Source organism: Metabacillus sp. KJ11-3 (genome assembly GCF_055808295.1).
Genome location: NZ_CM147865.1, coordinates 1,261,968 through 1,278,853, shown reverse-complemented (window position 1 = coordinate 1,278,853; position 16,886 = coordinate 1,261,968). Strand labels below are relative to the sequence as shown.

The window sequence follows — 16,886 nt, the reverse complement described above, 5'->3', positions numbered from 1 at the left end:
TTTAATTGCATAAAGCTTTACTTTTCGATAAGTGTTTTACCAGTCTAACAGTTGTTCCATTTGATTCAGAGGACTCAACTAAAATTTCATCCATGAAGTTCTCCATGATCGTAAACCCCATCCCGGATCTTTCGAGTTCAGGCTTTGTTGTATAGAGAGGCTGTCTTGCCTCTTCAACATCAACAATCCCCATTCCTTCGTCACGGATTGTTAATTGAACCATTCCATCCTCTAGCGTGACAGAAATATACACAATACCATTTGGATCATTATCATATCCGTGTATGATGGCATTCGTAACTGCCTCCGAAACCACCGTTTTAATCTCTGTTAATTCATCCATTGTCGGATCTAACTGAGTAATAAAAGCAGCTACTGTTACCCTTGCAAATGATTCGTTTTGACTTAGCGCTGAAAATTGAAGGTTCATTTCGTTTTTCATGATGCCACCCCCAAAGTCTGGAGCGCTTTATGCTCATTCTCTTCTAACCGAATAATCTTAAATAAACCTGACATATCAAATAATCGTTTAACTGCCGGTGAAATTGCACATACAACCATTTCTCCACCGGTTGCTTTAATTTGTTTATATCTTCCTAAGATGACACCCAATCCTGAACTATCCATAAACGATAGTTGTCCAAGATTTAATACAATATGCTGAATTTGATTTGCAGCTAATGTGTCTGTTACTTTTGTACGTAACTCCTCTGCTGCATGATGATCAAGTTCACCTGAGAGTCTTATACAAAGTACAGATTCTTTTACATCAAGTTCAATCGCTAGACTCAAGGTTTTTACCCCTCCTTAAATTCTGGATAAAGAGTCAATTCTTGATTGAACTTTGATTTTCCTGCCCGATGACAAAACTAGTGTTATTTCGGCAACATTAGCCAGCCTTTGTAAAGTTGCCCATCACTCTCTTAAACATTGTCCACCAGCTTGCTTCGTCAATATCCCTTTCTGCAACAAGTTTGCTCTCTGCTATCAATTTGCCGTCTTTCTTTAATTGGAGAGTTCCAAGCTCATCTCCTTTTTTCACAGGAGCTTTAATATCATTTTTCATTAAAATTTCTTGTGTCACATCATCGACCTTTTCACCTTTTTTCGTTAAAACAGAAATAGGCTCTGACGTCATAAGTTTTACTTCTTTTTCACTGCCTTTGCTAACTTTCAATTGTGATAACACATGATCTTTTTTGAATAAAGGATGTGTCTGATATTGACTAAACGCATAGTCAAGCATTTTTGTAACTTGTGCATTACGATCTTTAGGAGTATCTGCTCCAAATACTACTGCGATAACACGCATATTGTCTTTTTTAGCAGTTGCTGTTAAACAGTATTTCGCTTCATTTGTAAAGCCTGTCTTTACTCCATCTACTCCAGGATAAAACTTTACGAGTCGATTTGTGTTCACAAGCCAGAATTTTTTATCTGTTCCTTCACGTAAATAGTCTTCATATTTCCCAGTAAAGTTTGTAATTTTTTCATATTTTAATAATTCTTTCGCCATTAAAGCCATATCATGAGCTGAACTATAATGATCTGGTTCCGGTAGACCTGTTGGGTTTTTGAAATGTGTATTTTTTAAATCCAGTTCCTCTACTTTTTTATTCATCAAATTAACAAATTCTTCAGCAGATCCTGCGATTTTTTCAGCCATTGCAACGGAAGCATCATTACCTGATCCAATTGCAATCCCTTTTAGCATTTGCTCCACAGTCATTTCTTCTCCTGGCTCAAGAAAGATTTGTGATCCTCCCATTGAAGCAGCATACTCACTTGTACGGACCTTTTCATCCCATTTAATTTGTCCTTTATCTAGCGCTTCCATAATAAGAAGCATTGTCATTATTTTTGTCATACTTGCTGGAGGAAGTTTTTCATCACTGTTTTTATCATACAAAATGGTTCCGGTATCCCGTTCAATTAAAACAGCAGACTTCGCTTTATCTGCAAGCTCGACAGTTGTTGATTCTTTAGCTAAAGCCATTGGTGTTACAGAAAGCAGCATTGTTATAAGCGTTAAACACGATATTACTCGTTTCATTTCATAAGCCCTCCATTCTTTATACTTTCCATTTTTTCCAGTAGGAGGGAAAATATACAAGGGTTGGAAGAAATTTTTGAAGCTGTTTACCTTTCAATACAATAAGTGGTATTACTCGTAGTTCCAAAGGAATTGAGATTTAGTGAAGAAAGTAATTTATATGAAGTCGTTCTTGATTTGAGGTTAGTAAACGTTCTGAATTGACCTCGCAGACGCAAAGCGTTGAGGAGGCTCACCGCCCACCCCACGGAAAGCGAGAAGCCTGGAGCTCAAATCAACAACCTCTACACTTATTACAAAGCAACAATTTTTACGAAAACAACCTTATTAATTCAATAATTGTTTTTCTAAATCCTTTACTTTAAAAAAATCATAAAATATAAGTTTAAAACCAAGTTTAATTTAGTTAATTAACTTATTTTGTTGCTTGTTTTATCCTTTGCTCTTTTTATTTCTTCTTTTCCTTGCGTCTTTCCCTTGAGGTTGCGTCTATTTGGAGTTGGGTCGCGTCGTTTTCACTATTTGTTGCGTCAAATCGACCTTTGTTTGCGTCACTTCTTCTTTTCAATTGCAATTATCAACTAAAAAACCACAGCCCTCCGGCTGTGGTCCCTACGATCTATTCAACAGTTGCATAAATTAATTTCGGTGCTTCTACCTTTTGTTCACTAATTGACATACTTGCATAAAGCTTTTCTTTTACATCTTCTACATTTTCGCGATTACTATGGATTGTCACTAAGGATTCACCCTTTTTAACCGTATCGCCAATTTTTTTGTTTAAGACGAGTCCGACGGCCAAGTCAATTTGGGATTCTTTTGTGGCGCGCCCTGCTCCTAGTAGCATGGCGGCTGTTCCAATTGAGTCAGCGATCATTTCAGATAGGTAGCCATCTTGTTTTGCTTCAAGCTCAATTTTATATGTTGCTTGTGGTAACGTTTCAGGTTTATCTACAACTGATCCATCTCCACCTTGAGCCTCAAGGAACGTTTTCATCGCCGCTCTCGCTTTACCATTGTTCATAACTTCAATAAGCATAGATCTGGCTTCTTCTAAAGTCTGAGCTTTTTCAGCCAAGAGGACCATATAGCTTCCAAGGGATAAGCAAAGTTCTTCTAAGTCTTTTGGACCTTTGCCGCTTAATGTATCGATTGCTTCTTTTACTTCTAACGCATTGCCGATTGCAAACCCGAGAGGTTGACTCATATCAGAGATAATGGCCATCGTTCTGCGGCCAACTAAGTTTCCGATATCAACCATTGCCTTAGCTAATTCTTTTGAGTCATCAAGATCTTTCATAAAAGCACCTGCACCTGTCTTGACGTCAAGAACAATAGCATCTGCTCCTGCGGCAATTTTTTTACTCATAATGGAGCTTGCTATAAGTGGGATACTGTTTACTGTAGCGGTTACATCACGTAACGCATATAAGCTTTTATCCGCAGGAGTCAGATTTCCGCTTTGACCAATGACAGCAATTTTATTTTTGTTCACTAATTCAATAAATTGCTTGTTTTCGATCTCAACATGAAAGCCTGGTACTGATTCAAGCTTATCAATTGTTCCACCGGTATGTCCAAGTCCTCTTCCTGACATTTTTGCTACCGGTACACCTACTGCTGCTACCAACGGACCAAGTACAAGGGTAGTTGTATCACCTACACCTCCAGTACTATGTTTATCAACTTTAATTCCTTCTACTTCACTTAAATCAATGGTATCTCCGGAATGTACCATTGCCATTGTAAGTTCAGCCCGTTCATGATCTGTCATTCCTTGAAAATAGACTGCCATTGTAAAGGCACTCATTTGGTAATCAGGAATGTCTCCTGAGGTGTAGCCTTTTATAATATGATGGATTTCTTCCTTTGTTAGTTCTTTACCATCACGTTTTTTTTCAATTAGATCAACCATTCTCATTGCATATCACCTTTTTATTCAGATTAGGAGTTGATTTTTTCTACAATGCTTTTCACCAAGTTCAGAAAATTAACACGGACTTTCTCTGTTGTTTCTATTACTTCATCATGTGATAGAGGCTGATCGAGAATTCCTGCAGCCATGTTAGAAATACATGAAATACCTAACACTTTTAGTCCGGCATGTCTTGCTATAATTACTTCTGGAACTGTTGACATACCGACTGCGTCACCCCCAATAATTCGGAGAGCACGTACTTCAGCCGGAGTTTCATAGGATGGGCCTGTATTTCCAACATAGACTCCTTCCTGCAACTTAATATTTAACTCACTTGCAACACTTTTCGCTAATTCTCTTAATGTACGATCATAACTCTCAGACATATCCGGGAATCGGGCACCAAATTCCGAAACATTAGGACCAATCAATGGGTTTGTGCCCATATTATTAATATGATCACTTATTAGCATTAGATCGCCTGCTTCAAATGTTTTATTGATTCCTCCTGCAGCATTTGTCACGATTAATGTATCAACACCCAGTTCCTTCATAACACGAACCGGTGCAGTTACTTTTTCTAAGCTATAGCCTTCATAGAAGTGAAATCTTCCTTGCATGGCTACTACTTTTACACCTTTTAACTGGCCAAAAACGAGCTGGCCTGCATGTCCTTCAACAGTGGACACAGGAAAATTAGGAATCTCGTTATATGGAATTTTTACAGGGCTTTCAATTTCATCCGCCAAAACACCTAAGCCTGAGCCCAAAATTAAACCAATGCTTGGCGTATCTTTATATTTTTCTTTTAAGTAATTAGCTGCTTCTCTAATTTTTTCGATATTCACTATGTATCTCCTCCTATATCAACTCTGACAGAAAACTTTCACCATATTTAGGTAATTTCACTTTAAAATTATCGGCAATCGTTGCCCCTACATCAGCAAACGTTTCTCTTAACGGAAGCTCTCTTCCTTCGGTAAAACTTGGACTATAGACTAACAATGGTACATATTCTCTTGTATGGTCAGTACCATGGTGCACCGGGTCATTTCCATGATCAGCCGTAATAATTAGCAGATCGTCTTTTCTTAATTTATTTAATACTTCCGATAGCCTTTCATCATATTCTTCAAGAGCCTTACCGTATCCTTTTGGATCCCTTCTATGGCCAAAAAGGGCATCAAAATCAACTAAGTTCAAGAAACTTAATCCAGTAAATTCCATATCTAACGTTTCATTTAACTTATCCATCCCATCCATATTAGATTTTGTGCGTAAGGATTGGGTAATTCCTTCTCCATCATAAATATCAGCAATCTTGCCAATTGAAATCACATCTAATTTACTGTCTTTTAGTTCATTCATGACAGTTCGATCAAAAGGTTTTAGAGCATAATCATGTCGGTTTGCTGTACGAGTAAATTCACCTGGATTTCCAAGGAATGGTCTTGCAATAATTCGTCCAACCATATATTTATCATTCATCGTCATCTCTCTGGCCATTTCACAGATGTTATATAATTCATCAAGAGGGACAATTTCTTCATGTGCCGCGATCTGTAGAACGGAGTCAGCTGAAGTATAAACAATGAGACTACCAGTCTTCATATGTTCTTCACCTAGCTCATCTAAGATTTCAGTCCCAGAAGCAGGCTTGTTACCAATAACTTTTCTTCCGGACTTTTCCTCTAACTCTTTTATTAAATCTTCTGGAAATCCTTCCGGGAATACTTGAAATGGCTGCACTATATTTAAACCCATTATTTCCCAGTGTCCTGTCATGGTATCTTTACCATTTGATGCTTCTTGCATTTTTGTATAAAAAGCAAGTGGATGAGAATGTTTTGGTATCCCTTTAATTTCGCGAATATGACTTAAACCTAATTTCGCCATATTCGGCATGTGTAATCCGCCCATATGTTCAGCAATATGTCCTATTGTATCCGCACCTAAATCGTTGAACTTTTCTGCGTCAGGTGCTTCACCAATTCCTACTGAGTCTAATACGATTAAAAATACTCGCTTATATGTATATTTCTCCATACTATTAATGTCCTCCTTTACTTCATACCTTATTATACTTTTCCATTTATCATAACATTCCATTCTATAAGAGGGACTTGTCAGAAGTCTGACAACTATTTCATTTCCATTATATACTTTATTAGAGTATATTGACAACTTAACTCCTCTATCATTCTCTTAATGTTAGAAAACATGGCTTACCGCCAAGTCCTCATGGCGAAAACCCTAGTTTTTCTAATCTATTCATCAATAAAATCTTATACTCTGTATAGTAAAATAAAAGCACCTCCTTCCTGGAGATGCTTTAAGCACGAGGATGAAATTGATTGTAAACATCCTTAAGTCTTGATTTTGTTACGTGTGTGTATATTTGAGTGGTAGATATATCAGAATGTCCAAGCATCTCTTGAACTGCTCGTAAGTCTGCGCCATTTTCAAGTAAATGTGTGGCAAATGAGTGCCTTAGAGTATGAGGGGTTATTTCATTTTTTATGTTGGCCTCAAGGGCAATTTTCTTTAAATTTTTCCAAAAACCCTGCCTTGTTATTCTCTTGCCATGATGGTTGATAAATAAGGCTTCTGTTGGTTCCTTTTTATTCATTAGCTTTGAGCGGCCACCTTCAACATAATTCATGATCGCGTCTGTCGCGGTTCTACCTATAGGAACAATTCTTTCCTTGTTACCTTTTCCATAGCAACGAATAAAGCCCATTGTCAGGTGAGCATCTGTTAAATTCAAATTAATCATCTCACTTACACGAATGCCTGTTGCATACAGGAGCTCTAACATGGCTATATCCCTTAAGCCAAAAGGAGTTGTTGATTTTGGAGTTTCAAGGAGCTGTTCTACCTCCTGAAGCGAAAGAATTTTAGGTAAATTCCTTTCTAGTTGCGGTGATTCAATTAGCACAGATGGATCTTGGTCTGCCTGCTTTTCCCTCAGCAAAAATTGGTGAAAGTTACGAATAGATGCTATATGCCTGGCAATCGTTTTGCTCGATTTCCCGGATTCTTTTAAAAATTTTAAAAATTGAATGATATGAAGACGGGATACATCATTAAAAGAAACAATCTTTTGGACTTCATTTAAATGCATTTGATAACTTTTCAAATCTCGCTCATAGGAAACAATTGTGTTGTTTGATAATCCTCTTTCTACGATTAGGTAATGGATAAAATCTTTTATTTGATCCTTCAAATTTGTCTACTCCCCGTTATCAATAAAGAAAATCAACCTGTTTAACCAGCTTTCTTCCTCATTCTTAATCATTTTTGTTACCTTCATTGCTGCACCTTCCGGTTGATCATAACGATGCATTTGTTGATATTCTAAGTTCACCCAAATAATAGCATAATAGAACAAAATCGTAAATCCAGTAAAAAGGACAAAAACTTTGATCATATCCTTTACGGTTTTTAGCCACCTAATCATAGCTACCTCCAATAATCTTTTCTACTTTTTTATGTGATTATTAGAAGATATGCCAAAAAGGACAAACTTTATACATGCTTTTTCAGAAAATAAAAAGCCTAACACTTTGTTAGACTTTTCGGATTTATTCTTCTTTGTTCTCGCCTTTTTCCTGACACTTCACACAAATTCCATGAAAAGTTAAGCGATGATCTTTTATTTTGAATTTCCAATCGCGTTCGACTATTTGCTCTACATCTTCAAGGAGATCTTCTTCAATTTCTGCTACTGATCCACATTCTATACAAACTAAATGATGATGAAAGTGTGCTGCGCCTTCTTTTCGAAGGTCGTATCTAGAAACACCGTCACCAAAGTTAATTTTATCGACTACTTTTAATTCAGTTAATAATTCCAATGTACGATAAACAGTGGCTAAACCTATTTCAGGTGCCTTTTCTTTAACGAGAAGGTAGACATCCTCTGCACTTAAATGATCTTCTTCGTTTTCAAGTAATACCCGAACAGTTGCTTCACGCTGTGGTGTTAACTTATAGCTTGCCGTATGCAACTGCTTTTTAATCCGATCAATGCGGTTTTCCATAACACTTTTCCTCCCTCGCCGCGTTCCCAGAACTATTATATATCATAGGTGAGGAAAGTGTCCAACTAAAATAATTTTAATGTAATAAAAATAAATATTTTTATTTAATAATAATTATTATTTACTGACGAATTCTACAATATTTTTCATTAAAAATGGCGATGCATATGCCTCAAAACCTGATGCAAGTACAGCTATTACTCCTATAAAGACAAAAACGGACGCATATCGCATAAAAAGTGCCAATGGAGCTTCTAATGTACTTGATTTCTTCACAAAGAGCTGCCTAATAATTTTTAATGAAAAGGATATTGCTACAGAACACATAATGATAAAGGCTGGAATTAGTAAGATATTTTGTGGTAAAACCGTAACAAACGATAGCAGAAAACCTTTTAAGCCTAACTGATTAACTAAAAATCCAACTGTAAATCCTACTACCATACCTTTTATAAAAAGCATAACAAGAATCACAGGTAATCCAATTATTGAAATTCCAAGGATCCACATTAAACCTAGATATTTTAAATTATGAAAGAAGCTTTGATGAAACATATCGGCTGCACTTGCAACTTTTCCTTCTGCTACTTGTCCAAAAAAACGATTTAAATAATAGTATAAATCCTCTTTTTGACTTAAATTCATGCTGTTGACAATAATAGCTCCAAAGATGACTCCCATTAAAAATAAAACAAATACAAACAAATATATCGAAGAATACTCCTTAATATGCTGCTTTATCATTGCACTAACTGGCAGTTGTTGTCTTCGCATAATTATTTCCTCCCGTCCTTCACTTACTAGAGTATATGAGAGGAAACGTAATCTATGACTTAAAAAATGCTTTCTTTTGGTTGATAGATTTTAGTAAGATATTGGAGGAGAGACAGGCAGATTCAATCTATTATATTCGATTTTGTTTGCTTCTCCCCCTCTATTGCTTGTTTACATTCCAGTTACTTTCCCGTACGTTCCGCCGCCTCCTGAGGTAACCTGCAATCGGCCTTCCCGAGCTGCCACAATATAATTTGCCACTTTTTCTGTTACAACGTTCTGAAGCTCGTGTTTTGGTACTTCATGCAAAATATTCATTTCAGTCCCAAAAAGATCCTTTAATTTATCGAGGGTTTTAGGTCCGATTCCCGGAATGAATTGTAGTGGAACCTGATGGATATATGGAGGACGATCACATTTGTTTTCGCCATCACTTGCTAACTCCTGTAATCGATTGAACACTCCTTTTGTAAATCTTATACTTCCGCAATTTGAACATCTCGTTTGATGTTTCTCCGGCTTTTCACCACATTTTTCACAGGTAGTATCATAGTATTTTCCGAGGTATGGATTCAACCCATAATTTGCTTCAATTTTGCAACCATTTTCCTTTTTCAATACCTTTTTCAGCTCCAGGAAACTCGGTTCTTTCATCGTAAGTTTCTGATATTCCCTCCCAATCTTAGGTAAAGAATGTGCATCTGAATTTGTTATATATGTATACTTATGTAATTCAGTGATTTGATCAGCCATTTTCGTATCTGAGCTTAAACCTAATTCAACCGCATCAATTAAATCTGCTTCAAAAACTTCAGTTAAGGAACTTACCACACCGCTTCCATATAAACTCTTATGTGGAGTGAAAATATGCGCCGGAATAAATAGCCCACCTCTCTGTTTCACAAAACGTTGTAGAGTTTTCCCATCCTCATAAATCCGCTGAGAGCTAAGTGTAATGTTTGTAAGCCGGGAGGAAAGCCACGATGATAATTCCTTCATTTTTTGAAGAGTCGGCATAAAAACCAACACATGAATTGGGCCTTTACACGTTTTATCGTATATTTCAAGCTCACTACCTAAAATAAGCGTGGTATTTTGATACCGAATTCCTCCATCTTTTAGTTCTATACACTCACCGGAATTGATAAGATGTTGAAGTGTGACAATGATTTCAGGCACATGACAATCAATAATACCTACCATATCGATCCCTTTGTGTTCACTCGCCTCTATCAAAATGTTTTCTAAGGTTAGGTTTCTAGAAGCAGTAATTTTCACTGGCTTCCCGGAGCTTGTTTGTCCAATATGAATATGTAAGTCAGCAAAATAACTGTTCATTTATGTAACATCCCTTTTTTAGTCTACTACTTTTTTAAAGCTTCCTTTAATAGTAAGTATTGTACTGCATATGCTGTTTTTGCATCATAAATTTTGTTGTTTTGAATCATTTCTTGAGCTTCCTCTAGTGTTACCTCCAATACCTCAACAAATTCATCTTCATCTAATTCTGCAGCCTCTGTCATTTTCTCTAAATTCTCAGTAATAAATAAATGAACTAATTCATCTGCAAAGCCGGGTGACGTATAAAAAGAAATAAGTGGCTTTAAATCCGCGCAAGTATAGCCTGTTTCTTCTTCCAGTTCCCGTTTAGCTGTTATGATTGGCTTCTCACCCTTTTCAAGCTTTCCGGCAGGTATTTCTACAATCGTTCTCTCTAATGGTTTTCTGTATTGCTCGACCATTAGGATTTTATTTTCAGGGGTTATCGCAATTACAGCCACTGCTCCCGGGTGCTTTACAATTTCTCTCGTACTCGTATTTCCATTCGGAAGCTTAACATCCTCTAAATATAAATCAATGATTCTCCCTTTAAAAATTTCTTTTGAAGCTAGTGTAGTTTCTTTTAAATGATCCATTTTCTCACTCCTGTTCTATAAACTTTCGTATCTTCATACATTCTATCATATCTTAATGGAAGGGAATGGATCCTTGCATGAAAATCTATCGATTGGATAAAGGGATAATTCTAGTTGGAAAAGCGTGGGAAATTCGTACAAAATTAAAAGAATATAGCCATTTGTACGGAACTGTCTATGAATGGATCAACGTTGAAAACAAGCCAACTTCGAAAAGCACTTCACCTTTCCATCTTAAAAAGCATAAGTAAGCATGCCTTAAATACCTATCAAATACCAAACTGTTGACCTTTGGTAAGCTTTATACTACTCTCGATGATAAGAATACTCAAATTTAAGGAGTGGTATTTTTGCAAAAAAGACAACTCGGACATTCAGATTTATTTGTTAGTGAAGTCGGACTTGGCTGCATGTCACTTGGTACGGAAGAACAGCATGCACATTCACTAATTGACCAAGCGATTGACTTGGGTATTAACTATTTCGATACAGCAGATTTATATGATGCAGGTGTGAACGAGGAGCTAGTTGGTAAAGCCATTAAAAATCGTAGGCATGACATCATTTTAGCAACAAAAGTTGGTAACCGTTGGAAAGAGGATCGATCCGGATGGACGTGGGATCCTTCTAAAGCCTATATTAAACAAGCAGTTAAAAGCAGTCTGCACCGTCTTAAAACAGACTATATCGACCTCTATCAACTACATGGCGGGATGATTGAAGATCATATTGATGAAACAATCGAAGCCTTTGAGGAATTAAAACAAGAAGGTGTCATTCGTTACTATGGCATTTCTTCTATTCGTCCCAATGTCATTAAAGAATACTTAAAAAAGTCCAATATTGTTTCTATCATGATGCAATATAGCCTGTTAGACCGCAGACCAGAGGAATGGTTTTCGCTCTTAAAAGAACATAATGTCAGTGTGATTGCACGCGGTCCTCTGGCAAAAGGTCTTCTAACCGAAAAGCCCCTTGAAGAAAAACTGAAATCAGAAAGTTACTTATCCTATTCAAAAGAAGAACTTATACAGGTTTTATCTAAACTCGAGGCTGTGGATCCAACCCATTCAATGACCGGGTTAGCCCTGCAATATTGCTTATTTGATGAGGTAGTAGGCGCAGTTATCCCCGGGGCTAGTAAGGTACAACAATTAATAGAAAATGTGAATGCCGGATCTGCAGAAAGACTATCTTCTCAAGTTTATCATCAGCTTCAAGATCTTACTAAATGTGAAAAATATGAGCAACATCGCTAGAATTTATTTAAATTAAAAGCGGAGCCATATGCTCCGCTTTATTATGGTCTATTTAAAATCCTTCCAAGTTAAAGAACTTTCATTTAAGAGCTCTTCAAAGCTTTTATTTTTTCTCGTTGTTTTCTCTCTGCTATTCTTTGCTGTTCAAGAGCCGCCTCTTTCTCTTCTTGCTCCTTTGATAAATTCTTTTTAACAGACTTTAGCTGCTCTAATAAATCACTGTTTAAGTGATCTGATAATGAGACTGCTTGATTGTCCTTGCTTTTCTTTGATCTTTTCATCTTAGTTGCCTCCTCTTACCGACTGCCTTTATCAAATTATAGTAAATATATTCATGGGGATTCAAGTATATTTTCTTGTGTTCGTCATTTGTATAATTTTTGATGCAATATGACATTTTAAGATGGAGAAAGGAGAGATTTTAATGGCAAAGCAGCGTGGACAAAAAGGGAAGCCGAATGCTGACACAACCAATAATAAAATGGCAGCTGAGGAGATGGAAAAAGCGATTCACCCAACAAAAAGACAAAATTCTCCTCAATAATTAAGAAGACAGGCAACCTTGCTTGTCTTTTCTTATTCTATTCCTGTCAGTAAAATCGTGCTTTTAGTTATGATGCTACTTGGATATAGCCTCATCGTTCATGTACAATAAAGATAATGCTCATTCAAGGAGGTTGCCAAGTGAAAAAAGCTTTTATTCCACTCCTTATTCTTCTATCCTACATATTGATTGTCGGCTTTTTCTTCACAAATAAACTGATGTTTATCAAAAAGAAGGACAATAAGGACATTATTGATCGTGATAGTAAGTTTGGACTTTTTAACCAACAAGATTATGACTCTCTTGATAGAAGAGATTTCTCGATTGAATCTCAATTTGGTTATTCAATTAAAGGTTCTGTTTTTGAGCCCCATGCTACGAACAAATATATGATTATTTGTCATGGTGTTACCGTAAATCGGCTAAACTCTGTCAAATACATGAATTTATTCCTTCAAAAAGGATGGAATGTTCTCATTTATGACCATCGCAGACATGGTGAAAGTGGCGGAAAAACAACCAGCTACGGCCATTATGAAAAATTTGATCTTCAATCAGTTGTTGATTGGTTAAAAAAAGAGGTTGGAGACAACATTTTTTTAGGTGTTCACGGTGAATCCATGGGGGCTGTTACAACACTTCTTTATGCCGGAATGGTTGAAGACGGTGCAGACTTCTACATCGCAGACTGCCCTTTTTCCGAACTCGAGGCGCAACTATTGTATCGACTTAAGGTTGAATTTAACATACCTAGTGTTTTAGTTATGCCAATTGCAAAGCCGTTTGTTCAGCTGCGCGATCGTTACTCCATTAAAGGAGTCTCACCCCTACAAGCTGTTCCAAACATCAAAAGCCCTATCCTTTTTATACACAGTAAAGATGATGATTACATACCTTCAGACATGTCAAAATTACTTTATGAGAAAAAGAAAGGTGCCAAGAAACTATTTATAGCTGAAAAAGGCTCTCACGCTATGTCATATGCAGAAAACCGTGAGGAATACTCTAAGGTCATTGATGAATTTTTTGTAGATATAGGCGTAACAGAAGAAAACAGAGGATGACTCAAAAGTATTATTACTCTTGAGCCGTCCTCTGTTTAACCTAAAACATCCGAAATATTTTCCATGTTTTTTTCCATCCAATGAATAGCTTCATCAATTGTCGGAAATTCTTGTGCTTCAAATGACATTTCATCTTGAAGCAACCATACATCCTTTGTTTCATCATGAACTCCGCCTATTGACCAATGGAGAAGACTGTACGGATGGTTTTCATGTAAAAATGACACCCATGTTTTGTTTAATGCTACATTTTTTATCGCCTTTAATCGATCCTTCATTTTATTCAATCCCTCACTTTACAAGTAAACTCATCCGTGGATTTAGAATTTGTGAAGGACTTTTTAACATGAAGCTGTTGGCTGTTTCATTATAAGAAATGGTGAGTTGTTCATCTAAAAAGACCATTTTGTTTTTTTCTACTAATAGAGGTACGAGATTTGTATCAAGCTTTACATCTCCATGGTCCTCTTTCTCCACTAGCCACATCGCTGTTACCCCGCTCATTACACATCCGCAACCATCTGTATCGTATTTTAATTTTAATAACCTGTCTTTATTGTCATGTAATTTTGGTGTTAACTGTTCTATCGCTTCTTTTGAGAATGTTACTTGCATGATAAAAACTCCTCACTGCATCTTTTGAGCTTAGTGTACCATATGGAGTTTTTTTCTGCATGTTATTAGGTTACAATCATTCAATTTTATCTCTTTGTGTTTGCATCATTTTTTATACTTTTATATTTATCAATACTGTATAACGTTTGGACATTTACAGTAACATCGGAAAGGTTTATGTTTTTTTGTTCTTCTTTATATTTTTTCCAATCTTTCAAGTGATATCGATATGCATGATCCTCTAGTTGAAAAATATCTGCACCTAACTTTTTAGCCGTTTTATACGTTTTTTCTACTTCTTCTTTAATAAGGTTTTCGATTTCTTTCTTTATATTATTTTGGGTAACATGTTGGTCAACACTTTCTTTTATTAATGCCGTTAAATCGACCTCAATATTGTAACTTCCTTTTGCCTTTTCTGGTATCAGCTTCAAATTGGGTTCCAGCAACTCCACAGCTAGAATCTTCCCCTTTTCCGGCTCAAATTCAGTAATAGATCTTTCTGATTTGTTGTTCGTCCAAATAAATCCTGTTAATTCTTGTATTGAAAGCCATCCCTTATATGTTTTGTCCTTGAAAAGATGTGCACCATCGATTACTGCTGCTGGTTCTTTTGTCTTTTCCTTCATCATTAGATCTTTATTTAATTTAATTGAAGGAACAATCGTTGTTTTCGTTTTTTCGTTTAATTGCATAACAAATTCTCTTAGTGAGATAGCTTGAACGGTTGCACTTTGTTTACTGCCTTCATCTGGTTGGTTTAGCCTTGAATATGAAAAAGGAAAATCAAAAATGATCGATGACGTAAAAACATCTTCCAGTCTTTCCTTTGTTATGTAACTCCAGGCTGTTAAACGAACGGTAAAGCTCGAAGTAAATGTATTAAAAGCCTCTTCAAGTTGCTCTGTTGAGGCAATCATGTTCTCTCCAAACAAGACCAAATTTAATTGTTCAAAATTCACTCTCATTTGAATTGTATTAAATATATCATTTAATGCTGTTTCTATTGTTCTACCTTTCCCCTTTGCCATCCAGACTGGAACCGGTTCTGCACTTTTTTGCTGATCTGTTTTTGCTACATTACTAAAATCTAAAAACTGTAAGATTATATGATATTCACCTTCTACATAGTCAACCCCCATCCCTACTGCATAGGCTTGATTATGTATTTCTTTTACATTATGACAACTTGTTAATATCGCTAACAAACTAACCAAAAATAATGCTCTTATCTTCTTCATTACCTGTCACCTTGTCTGGTCGAATCATTTGTGTCCAATTCCGGGGCCCGTTTATCCTTTATTATCTCTGGAAGTTTCACAAAGATTGAAAATAAGTCTTTCCATGTGAGATCTTGATAATAGGATAAATACGGGTAGCCGAAAGATCTGATTGTTGACAAATACATGATAACCGAGATAAAACCAATAATAAATCCAAATATACCTGCAAAAAAACTTAACGCCACAATATATAAACGAACAACAAAAAGATTTCCAGATAACGATTGATTGACTAAAGTAAAACCTGAAATTGCCGTTACTCCTATTACAACGAGCATTGTCGGAGATGTAATACCTCCTCGAATGGCCGCATCCCCTATAATTAACCCTCCCAAAACAGCCACTGTTTGCCCTACTCCCTTAGGAAGGCGGGCACCTGCTTCTTTAAATAACTCAAACATCACAAGCATAAGGATAACTTCAATAAATGATGTAAAGGGTAATCCTATTCTTGAAACCGATATGGTTGCTAATAGTGGTAATGGCAGTTGACCTACATTATGTGTTGTTAACGCTGTAAATAATCCCGGTAAAAAAACGGTAATAAACAAGCCTATTACGCGGAGCAATCTTTCCACAGATGCAAAAATAAAGCTTGTATGCTGATCTTCAGATGTTTTTATTAAAAAGGCCAGATTTGCAGGTGCAATTAAGGCTGTTGGAGCTCCATCTACTAATAGAGAAAACCTTCCTTGATTTAGCGAATCTACCACAAAATCAGATCTTCCTGTGTGATTTACCAAAGGGAACAGAGAGAAAACTTGTTTATCAACAATTAACTCTTCCATTTGTGAACTGCCTGTTAAAACATCAGTTTCGATTTTATTTAACTTCTCTTTAATATTCTTTAATAGCTCTACATTTATTATGTCTTTTATATAGAGAAGCGCTACCTTTGTTTGTGACCGTCTGCCAACTATGTATTCTTCTACAATAAAAGAAGAGGTTTTTAACCGTTTCCTTACTAGTCCAAGATTGACATTAAGTTCTTCAACAAATCCATCTTTCGGTCCTCTCACTGAAACCTCTGTTACCGATTCATCAGGCGATCTTGTTGGTACTTTGCTTATATCATAAAAATAAATCAGATCAATTTCGTTTGTTGTCATCATAAGCTTTCCCGAAAAAATAGAATTGCTCAGATCTTCACTTGTTATATCTTTTTTATCTTTTTTTTGTACCTGAATCAAACTGCTTATGTTTTCTAAAGTTTCCTCTATAAAACACTGATTTACCTTTGGCAAAACAACTTCATCTAGAAATACAGAGTCAACTAATGGTCCACAGTATACTAATAGAAACGTTTCTTTACTGTCACCTTTTTCCATTGTTTTAATGGTGATATCAGAGGATGAAGAAAATAACTGCTTCATTCCTGCCATTGTATACTCCATGTCTGAGTGTTGAAGCACTTTTT

The 16,886-nt window shown here is 36.2% G+C and carries 19 protein-coding genes and 1 pseudogene; 3 read left to right on the top strand and 17 right to left on the bottom strand.

From position 1 onward, the window contains the following. Position 1: 1 nt before the first annotated feature. The 12 genes from spoIIAB to AC0L8O_RS06560 form a co-directional block, all read right to left on the bottom strand. On the bottom strand, positions 2 to 442 hold the full coding sequence (gene spoIIAB, locus AC0L8O_RS06615; RefSeq protein ID WP_473447049.1) for an anti-sigma F factor: 441 nt from the start codon (positions 440 to 442) through the stop codon (positions 2 to 4). Then, positions 439 to 792: an anti-sigma F factor antagonist gene (gene spoIIAA / locus AC0L8O_RS06610; protein WP_026558930.1), complete on the bottom strand. Its 354-nt coding sequence runs from the start codon at positions 790 to 792 to the stop codon at positions 439 to 441. Before spoIIAA ends, spoIIAB begins: the two co-directional genes overlap by 4 nt. 97 nt (positions 793 to 889) lie before the next feature. Next, positions 890 to 2,053, bottom strand: a complete 1,164-nt coding sequence (locus tag AC0L8O_RS06605; RefSeq protein ID WP_473447048.1) for a D-alanyl-D-alanine carboxypeptidase family protein — start codon at positions 2,051 to 2,053, stop codon at positions 890 to 892. A 619-nt stretch (positions 2,054 to 2,672) separates the two neighbouring features. Continuing rightward, positions 2,673 to 3,974 (bottom strand): pyrimidine-nucleoside phosphorylase, encoded by a 1,302-nt coding sequence (locus tag AC0L8O_RS06600; protein WP_473447046.1) that lies wholly within the window; start codon positions 3,972 to 3,974, stop codon positions 2,673 to 2,675. Between the two features lie 23 nt (positions 3,975 to 3,997). Further along, a complete protein-coding gene (locus AC0L8O_RS06595; RefSeq protein ID WP_473447043.1) occupies positions 3,998 to 4,819 on the bottom strand; it encodes a purine-nucleoside phosphorylase in 822 nt (273 codons plus the stop codon). A gap of 13 nt (positions 4,820 to 4,832) precedes the next feature. Continuing rightward, positions 4,833 to 6,017 carry a phosphopentomutase gene (gene deoB, locus AC0L8O_RS06590; RefSeq protein ID WP_473447042.1) on the bottom strand — a complete coding sequence of 395 codons (1,185 nt, stop codon included), beginning with the start codon at positions 6,015 to 6,017 and terminating at the stop codon, positions 4,833 to 4,835. A gap of 286 nt (positions 6,018 to 6,303) precedes the next feature. Further along, a complete protein-coding gene (gene xerD / locus AC0L8O_RS06585; RefSeq protein WP_473447041.1) occupies positions 6,304 to 7,197 on the bottom strand; it encodes a site-specific tyrosine recombinase XerD in 894 nt (297 codons plus the stop codon). Between the two features lie 6 nt (positions 7,198 to 7,203). Beyond that, positions 7,204 to 7,431 carry a YqzK family protein gene (locus AC0L8O_RS06580; protein ID WP_026558924.1) on the bottom strand — a complete coding sequence of 76 codons (228 nt, stop codon included), beginning with the start codon at positions 7,429 to 7,431 and terminating at the stop codon, positions 7,204 to 7,206. A gap of 124 nt (positions 7,432 to 7,555) precedes the next feature. Next, positions 7,556 to 8,014, bottom strand: coding sequence for a ferric iron uptake transcriptional regulator (gene fur, locus AC0L8O_RS06575; protein WP_473447040.1), 459 nt, complete (start codon positions 8,012 to 8,014; stop codon positions 7,556 to 7,558). A gap of 117 nt (positions 8,015 to 8,131) precedes the next feature. Beyond that, entirely contained in the window at positions 8,132 to 8,788 is a 657-nt protein-coding gene (spoIIM, locus tag AC0L8O_RS06570; RefSeq protein WP_473447038.1) for a stage II sporulation protein M, read from the bottom strand. Positions 8,789 to 8,959: 171 nt separating this feature from the next. Continuing rightward, positions 8,960 to 10,126, bottom strand: coding sequence for a TIGR00375 family protein (locus tag AC0L8O_RS06565; protein ID WP_473447037.1), 1,167 nt, complete (start codon positions 10,124 to 10,126; stop codon positions 8,960 to 8,962). 26 nt (positions 10,127 to 10,152) lie between these two features. Then, on the bottom strand, positions 10,153 to 10,704 hold the full coding sequence (locus AC0L8O_RS06560) for an NUDIX hydrolase (protein WP_473447036.1): 552 nt from the start codon (positions 10,702 to 10,704) through the stop codon (positions 10,153 to 10,155). A 77-nt stretch (positions 10,705 to 10,781) separates the two neighbouring features. Between AC0L8O_RS06560 and mciZ the strand changes: the two genes are divergently transcribed. Both mciZ and AC0L8O_RS06550 read left to right on the top strand, forming a co-directional pair. Further along, entirely contained in the window at positions 10,782 to 10,955 is a 174-nt protein-coding gene (gene mciZ, locus AC0L8O_RS06555; RefSeq protein WP_473447034.1) for a Z-ring formation inhibitor MciZ, read from the top strand. Positions 10,956 to 11,054: 99 nt separating this feature from the next. Further along, a complete protein-coding gene (locus AC0L8O_RS06550; RefSeq protein ID WP_473447033.1) occupies positions 11,055 to 11,963 on the top strand; it encodes an aldo/keto reductase in 909 nt (302 codons plus the stop codon). Between the two features lie 48 nt (positions 11,964 to 12,011). Here AC0L8O_RS06550 and AC0L8O_RS06545 read toward each other — a convergent pair. Then, positions 12,012 to 12,244, bottom strand: a pseudogene (locus AC0L8O_RS06545) (YqkE family protein). 403 nt (positions 12,245 to 12,647) lie between these two features. Between AC0L8O_RS06545 and AC0L8O_RS06540 the strand changes: the two are divergent. Continuing rightward, positions 12,648 to 13,571, top strand: a complete 924-nt coding sequence (locus AC0L8O_RS06540; protein ID WP_473447032.1) for an alpha/beta hydrolase — start codon at positions 12,648 to 12,650, stop codon at positions 13,569 to 13,571. Between the two features lie 35 nt (positions 13,572 to 13,606). Here the strand turns inward: AC0L8O_RS06540 and AC0L8O_RS06535 are convergent, their stop codons facing one another. From AC0L8O_RS06535 to AC0L8O_RS06520, 4 genes are all read right to left on the bottom strand, one after another. Further along, a complete protein-coding gene (locus AC0L8O_RS06535; RefSeq protein ID WP_026558916.1) occupies positions 13,607 to 13,849 on the bottom strand; it encodes a DUF2552 family protein in 243 nt (80 codons plus the stop codon). A gap of 13 nt (positions 13,850 to 13,862) precedes the next feature. Beyond that, positions 13,863 to 14,186: an iron-sulfur cluster biosynthesis family protein gene (locus tag AC0L8O_RS06530; protein ID WP_026558915.1), complete on the bottom strand. Its 324-nt coding sequence runs from the start codon at positions 14,184 to 14,186 to the stop codon at positions 13,863 to 13,865. 86 nt (positions 14,187 to 14,272) lie between these two features. Next, positions 14,273 to 15,427, bottom strand: coding sequence for a Ger(x)C family spore germination protein (locus AC0L8O_RS06525; protein ID WP_473447031.1), 1,155 nt, complete (start codon positions 15,425 to 15,427; stop codon positions 14,273 to 14,275). Beyond that, complete coding sequence (locus AC0L8O_RS06520) at positions 15,427 to 16,881, bottom strand: spore germination protein (protein ID WP_473448726.1); 1,455 nt, start codon at positions 16,879 to 16,881, stop codon at positions 15,427 to 15,429. Before AC0L8O_RS06520 ends, AC0L8O_RS06525 begins: the two co-directional genes overlap by 1 nt. Positions 16,882 to 16,886: the final 5 nt, after the last annotated feature.